Annotated in this window: 6 protein-coding genes and 1 pseudogene; 5 read left to right on the plus strand and 2 right to left on the minus strand. The window is 42.3% G+C overall.

What is annotated here, in order from left to right; genetic code table 11:
* Window positions 1-15 precede the first annotated feature (15 nt).
* A complete protein-coding gene (locus H6G96_RS24085; protein ID WP_190914176.1) occupies window positions 16-927 on the plus strand; it encodes an alpha/beta hydrolase in 912 nt (303 codons plus the stop codon).
* Between the two features lie 53 nt (window positions 928-980).
* Here H6G96_RS24085 and H6G96_RS24090 read toward each other — a convergent pair whose 3' ends face one another.
* Entirely contained in the window at window positions 981-1,925 is a 945-nt protein-coding gene (locus tag H6G96_RS24090) for an all3515 family Zur-repressed PEP-CTERM protein (RefSeq protein ID WP_347242276.1), read from the minus strand.
* A gap of 302 nt (window positions 1,926-2,227) precedes the next feature.
* Between H6G96_RS24090 and H6G96_RS24095 the strand changes: the two genes are divergently transcribed.
* The 4 genes from H6G96_RS24095 to H6G96_RS24110 all read left to right on the plus strand — a co-directional run bounded on the left by H6G96_RS24095 (window position 2,228) and on the right by H6G96_RS24110 (window position 6,635).
* On the plus strand, window positions 2,228-3,199 hold the full coding sequence (locus H6G96_RS24095; protein WP_190914180.1) for a GTP-binding protein: 972 nt from the start codon (window positions 2,228-2,230) through the stop codon (window positions 3,197-3,199).
* A gap of 79 nt (window positions 3,200-3,278) precedes the next feature.
* The gene (locus H6G96_RS24100) at window positions 3,279-4,340 is read left to right on the plus strand and encodes a WD40 repeat domain-containing protein (protein WP_190914182.1); all 1,062 of its coding nucleotides are present in this window, start codon (window positions 3,279-3,281) and stop codon (window positions 4,338-4,340) included.
* Between the two features lie 78 nt (window positions 4,341-4,418).
* Window positions 4,419-4,691: a hypothetical protein gene (locus H6G96_RS24105; RefSeq protein ID WP_190914184.1), complete on the plus strand. Its 273-nt coding sequence runs from the start codon at window positions 4,419-4,421 to the stop codon at window positions 4,689-4,691.
* A gap of 339 nt (window positions 4,692-5,030) precedes the next feature.
* The gene (locus H6G96_RS24110; RefSeq protein ID WP_190914186.1) at window positions 5,031-6,635 is read left to right on the plus strand and encodes an NAD(P)H-quinone oxidoreductase subunit N; all 1,605 of its coding nucleotides are present in this window, start codon (window positions 5,031-5,033) and stop codon (window positions 6,633-6,635) included.
* Between the two features lie 103 nt (window positions 6,636-6,738).
* Here H6G96_RS24110 and H6G96_RS24115 read toward each other — a convergent pair.
* Window positions 6,739-6,937: pseudogene (locus H6G96_RS24115) on the minus strand (transposase); the annotation flags it as partial.

Raw genomic sequence — 6,937 nt, forward strand, 5'->3', positions numbered from 1 at the left:
CCAAAATTTAGTCTCATGTCAACAAATTTATTATCTACCTCTGTTGCTACTGGCTTTGGTGGAGTAGTTCAAGAATATCTCTGGAATTGGGAAAATCAGCAATTGCGCGTTGTTTATGAAACCCTTGGTAAAGGTTCACCGCTATTGTTATTACCATCTTTCAGCAGTGTTTCGACGCGTTTGGAAGTAGGCGAACTTGCTAAGTTACTAGCTCCGAATTTTCAAGTTGTGGCCATAGATTGGCCTGGATTTGGTGAATCTTCTCGCCCTAGCTTGAATTACCGACCAGAAATATATCAGCACTTTCTCGAAGATTTTGTCAAAGCTATTTTTAATACTCCCATTACTGTGGTAGCGGCTGGCCATGCTGCTAGTTACGTTTTACAATTAGCCCTCAAGCAGGCTGCTTTCTCAAAGATTGTATTGTTAGCTCCTACTTGGCGTGGGCCTTTGCCGACAATGGGGGCAAGTCAGCAAATAGCTGGTATGGTGAGAGGATTGGTGCGATCGCCTATACTTGGTCAAGCTCTCTACAAACTCAACACTACCCCATCCTTCTTAAGTTTGATGTATCGCCGTCATGTATTTACTGACGCGGCTAAAATTACACCCAGTTTCATCGAGAAAAAATGGCACACAACTCAACAACCAGGAGCGCGATTTGCATCTGCTGCCTTTGTAACTGGTAATCTCGATGCTGTACACGAACAATCTGATTTTCTGGAACTTGTGCAGTCTTTAACTGTACCGCTCATGGTAGTAGTTGGGGAATCTAGCCCCCCCAAATCACGAGAAGAAATGAACGCTTTGGCAGCCTTACCAGAAGTGAGAAGCGTTGTTATCCCTGGTTCTCTGGGACTACATGAAGAATACCCAGCAGTTGTTTTAGAAGCAGTTCAAGATTTTTTGTTCTCCTCAGAAAATTAAATCGTCGCACCAAGACGCAAAGAATCGTTTTGCACCTTGGTGCGAGATTAAAATTAGTTCAAGCTACTACGAGTAAGTTTTTGCAAGCGAGAAAGAGAAAGCGCCAGGAAACCGACTATACCAAGGCCAAGAAGAGTTGATGACTCAGGCACTGCTTTGACTTCAAAATCAAAATTGAAAGTGCCAGACTCTTTAAAAGGAATACGGTGATTATCAGTGCCTAAATCCACCAATTTGAATGATGCAGAATAAGTTCCCAGTGGTGCAGCAGCATCAGTCCAAAAAGTAGGGGTGAACGAAAAATTATCACCACTGCCGATTGTGTAGATATCGCCGACTGACTTGACAATATCAACGCCTGCTGAATCGCCAATATTCAATCCACTGCTAATTGACGCTAATTGTAAACCAATATTTGCACCCTCAAGAGACGACTGCCAACGACCATTAGAGCTATTGAACAAATACTGGTTGTCTAATTCTTTTGAAGTTTTTAGAGACGCTATAGGTTCTATTGTCAGATTGCTATATTCCTTATTTGTTGGAGTACTAATCAAGCGACCAGTATAAAACCCTGTGCCAGGTAATAATGTTAGCGGCGGTTGTTCTGAGTAAGACTCAGGAATTCGGTTATTTGTATTGGTTGGGTTAATAGTTGGGTTATCTAAAGAACCTGAGTAGCTATAAGTACCAATACCGTGGAAATGGCTAGATTCAGGTGTGTCTTCATTCCTGTGTGCAAAGAGAAGGGTCAAACGATTGTAGTTGGGGTTCTCCAAACCTGCGTATGTCCCTGTAGAGAGAGCCTCCAAACCATCTAACCCAATGTAAAAGCCCGTTTCATCAGAATGATTATGAGTATCATCTGCTTGTGCTGGCGCTAAAGCGGTAGATAAAACCAACGGCGCAACGACCAAAAAGCTGACTGCAATAGACGCAGATGCTTGTCCTGCTTGAGTTAATTGCTTTCTCAAACCGATAGTGTTTTTTGAAACCACCACGCTACTCCATCAAAGTATAATTTTTTTTTGCTTGGATAATGATTATCATTTTAGTAGTAAGATTGTCAAGGTACTAACCTGCGACTTACCGCAGGGTGTTGGCTTGTATGCAATATTGCCAGCCAACTTTTGAATATCTATTACTTATTACAGATGCATAAAAATAAAATGTTTGGTCATTAAATTATGTGATTATTTTCCTGAAACCCAAAATAATAGTAAGTTCGCACAAAAATATAAAAAGATTTATCATAGGCGATAATGATTATCCATAAGGTGAGACAAGAGGAATTTAGAGTATGGTGGCTGACGTAATCAACAATTCAGTTCCCGTTACTGTTCTAACTGGCTATTTGGGAGCAGGTAAAACGACTCTACTCAATCACATCCTCACCTACGAACATGGCAAGAAAGTTGCTGTGATTGTCAATGAATTTGGGGAAGTGGGTATTGATAATCAATTGATTATCGATGCAGATGAAGAAATATTTGAAATGAACAATGGCTGTATCTGTTGTACAGTGCGCGGCGATTTAATTCGCATCATTGGCAATTTGATGAAGCGGCGCGATAAATTTGACCATTTAGTAATTGAAACAACTGGATTAGCCGATCCTGCACCAGTGATTCAGACATTTTTTGTAGATGAAGATTTACAAAGTCAATTGTCTCTAGATGCAGTGGTGACAGTCGTAGATGCGAAGCATATCTGGCAGCACTGGGATGCCGACGAAGCACAAGAACAGATTGCTTTTGCCGATGTAATTTTACTTAATAAAACTGATTTGGTAGCGCCAGAAGAGTTGGATGAATTAGAAAAACGGATTCGGGCAATGAATGTGATCGCAAAAATCTACCGTACCCAAAATTCTGAACTCGGAATGGATGCTTTATTAGGTGTAAAAGCCTTTGATTTAGACCGTGCATTAGAAATTGATCCAGATTTCTTAGGCGAAGATGCCCACGTACACGATGAAACCGTCTTTTCTGTAGCTTTAGTAGAAGCAGGTGCAGTCGATGGAGAAAAATTAAACACTTGGCTTTCGGAGTTACTACGTACCCAAGGGACAGATATCTTTCGGATGAAAGGTATTCTAAATATTGCTGGAGAAAATAATCGATTTGTATTCCAAGGAGTACACATGATCTTTGATGGCAAACCCGATCGCCCCTGGAAAGCAAACGAAACCCCCAAAAACGAACTAGTTTTTATCGGGCGCAACCTTGATGCAGCAAAACTTAAGCAAGATTTTCTCGCTTGTTTAGCGTAAATAAAAAGTTAGGAGTTATGAGTGATGAGTTAAAAATTCCTAACTTCTAACTTCTAACTCCTCACTTCTATAGAAAATTATGAACTCAACAACTAGCAAATCTAAGGAATTTGAACAACACTATTCGGGGACACTTTCAGATTATGTAACTGCGATCGCTTGGTCGCCACAAGGTAAAACTTTAGCAGCAACTTCCGCCGCCGGTGAAGTAGTTCTGTGGAATAATGGCGAACTCACAAGTTTACAAACTGGTAATGGTAAATCAGTAGACTGTCTAGCTTTTTCACCAGATGGAAAATTTTTAGCTGTTGGTGGACAAGATGGACAGGTAAAAATTTGGCGCGATACTGAATTAATCGCCACCTTGGAAAATGCCCCCGCATGGGTTGACAAGCTAGCTTGGAATTACACCAGTAACCAACTGGCTTTTAGTTTGGGGCGTTACGTTCAAGTTTGGGATGCAGATACTCGTGAAATTGTCGTGACGCTGAATTTTGAAAACTCGTCAGTTTTGGCCATTGATTGGCGCATTGACGGACAGTACTTAGCCATTAGCGGTTATCAGGGTATCAAGATTTGGCATAGTCAAAACTGGGATGAAGAACCATATAACCTAGATATGACTACTGTCAGTGTAGCGATGGCTTGGTCGCCCGATGGCAAATTCCTCGCTTCTGGCAACATGGATCGTAGCGTCACCGTTTTAGAATGGAATAACCCCGACCCGTGGGTGATGCGTGGGTTCCCTGGTAAAATTCGCCAATTGGCATGGTCAGAAGCTACCACAAAACTGGGTGCGCCAATACTGGCATCTTCTAGCGTTGAAGGTATTGTAGTGTGGGAAAAGCTAGAAGATGATTCTTTAGGTTGGGAAGCACGAGTATTAACTAATCATGTGGGTGTGATCAATGCGATCGCCTTTGCACCCAAAAGCTTCCTTCTCGCTTCTGCTGCTGCTGATGGCTGGTTGTGTTTGTGGAATAAAGCCAAAGAAGTATCCCAAATTATCACAGGTGTCTCAGCAGGATTTTCCACCCTAGCTTGGCATCCCCAAGGCAAGTTACTGGCCGCAGGGGGTGAACAGGGCGAATTACTTGTATGGTCAAAGGTTTTGCGGGGTCAAGGATTTGGGCGTAGTTAAGCAATACTTGGTAATTAAAATTGAAGGTAGGCAATTTATTAGCTATGCTGTATCAGCAAAGCTATCTTTGTGTGAATTATGAACATAGTCAAACTGATTTTACTTGCCTGTCCCGCATTTCTAGTATCCATGCTGCTGGTAGTCAATCCAGCACACGCATCCAGCCTGAAATCTGAATATGCTACACAAATTATTACGGTAGCATCTACACAGCAAATTTCTGAACTGGCAACACCAAAGTTGAATCAAACATCTAATCCGATTATTGATCAACTTGGTTGCAATTGTGCCAACTGTGTTCAGTCTAAATTTCAGTCCCTACAAGGCAAGCTGCCATCTGTTGGTTTTTAATAAACTTAGGAATTATGAATATTGTAGGGGCACAGTAATGCTGTGCCCTTATTAATTTTATGAGCTTTTTGTCCGTGGCAATCACCTACGGCACGCACTCGTTACAGCATAATTATTTATGATCTTCGTAAAGGTCACGCCTGAAAAACGAGGTAGGAAAGCTGTTAGGTAAATTCCTACATACTGAGAAAGCTGCTGGTAAGCCAGTGAAATTGGTGCAATCGCCATCTGCACCCAAGCTGTTAAGCTCTTGTTAAAAGAGCTAGTCTGAGGATTAGAAAACTTGCTAGAGTGAACAGAGTTAGCCTTAATGTCTAATCCCCAAAACCTATACATCTCATGGATTTTGCTAATATTGCATCCCAGCTAAACGCTGGAACGATTTTGCCAGAGGGGATTGTTATTCTCACCCTCTTGGGGGTTTTGATTGTTGATTTGATTTTGGGGCGTACGTCCGCACGCTGGATTGGATATCTAGCGATCGCAGGTTTATTTGCTTCGATTGTCGCCCTATATTTTCAATGGGACTCTGCTAATCCCATTGGTTTTACCGGTAGCTTTAATAGTGATGACCTGAGTATCGTCTTTCGCGGTATTATTGCCTTGTCTGCGATCGCGACTATACTGATGTCAATTCGCTACGTTGAGCAGAGCGGCACCGCTTTAGCCGAATTCATCGCTATTTTGCTGAGTGCTACTTTGGGAGGGATGTTTTTATCCGGGGCTAGTGAGTTGGTGATGATTTTCATCTCCCTAGAAACCCTGAGTATCTCCTCTTACTTGTTAACAGGTTATACCAAGCGTGACCCCCGCTCTAATGAAGCGGCGCTGAAATACTTGTTAATTGGAGCTTCCAGTACAGCAATCTTTTTGTACGGTGTATCACTGCTGTATGGACTATCTGGAGGACAAACCGAACTAAGTGCGATCGCAAATGGCATCGCCACAGCGAAAGTCGGACAATCTTTGGGTTTAGTGATTGCCCTGGTTTTTGCGATCGCAGGTATTGGCTTCAAAATCTCCGCCGCACCCTTCCACCAGTGGACACCAGACGTTTATGAAGGCGCTCCTACCCCAGTAATCGCTTTTTTATCTGTAGGTTCCAAAGCAGCTGGGTTTGCCCTAGCCATCCGCTTGCTAACAACAGCCTTCCCTCTTGTTGCTGATGAGTGGAGATTTGTCTTCACTGCTCTGGCCGTTCTTAGCATGATCTTGGGTAACGTAGTCGCCCTAGCTCAAACCAGCATGAAACGGATGCTAGCTTATTCATCCATTGCCCAAGCTGGGTTTGTGATGATTGGCTTAATTGCTGGTACACAAGCAGGGTATGCCAGTATGATATTTTACCTACTGGTTTACCTGTTCATGAACCTGTGTGGCTTTACCTGCATCATCCTATTCTCACTGCGGACAGGAACCGATCAGATTACCGAATACTCTGGCTTATATCAAAAAGACCCACTCCTAACACTGGGATTGAGTATCTCCCTGCTTTCGCTGGGTGGTATTCCACCGTTGGCTGGATTTTTCGGCAAGATTTACTTATTCTGGGCTGGTTGGCAAGCAGGTCTTTATTGGTTAGTCTTGCTGGGCTTAGTTACCACTGTCGTCTCCATCTACTACTACATTCGTGTAGTCAAAATGATGGTAGTCAAAGAACCCCATGAAATGTCCGACTCGGTGAAGAATTATCCACAAGTGCGTTGGGATTTGCCTGGGCTAAGACCTTTGCAAGTCGGGTTGGTGGTAACATTAATTGCCACTTCCATAGCAGGGATTTTGTCAAATCCACTGTTTACATTGGCGAACAATTCCATCTCCAATACCCCAACTTTACAAGCAACAATCAACAGTAATGTAAAAGCAGAAAATCCATTGCTTTTACCAAAATTAGATTCGGTTAGTCAGTCTCAAACTTCAGTTGATTCTACTGCCAAGATTTAACCGAGTATCATCTAAAGTTTGTATTTAGAGAAACGCCTGTCTGTTCATTAGCAGACAGGCGTTTATTATTATATCTTTTAACTAACATATAATCCAATACGGTTCAGTTAAGGCTAGAAAGCTGATTAGTGATATGAAATTTCGGAGCTTCTACTCGTTGTCCAGTACCTCTGTGTTGCGGTTTTTTAGAGCGAAACTTTGATACAGGTTTTTTCACAACTCTGGGATTAACACGGTGAACACGTTCAGGTAACAACGTATTTAAAATCTCGACAATTAACCAATCGAAAAAAAGGGGAATT

The sequence above is a fragment of the Nostoc sp. FACHB-892 genome (assembly GCF_014698795.1).
In the GTDB taxonomy this organism is placed as follows: Bacteria; Cyanobacteriota; Cyanobacteriia; order Cyanobacteriales; family Nostocaceae; genus Nostoc.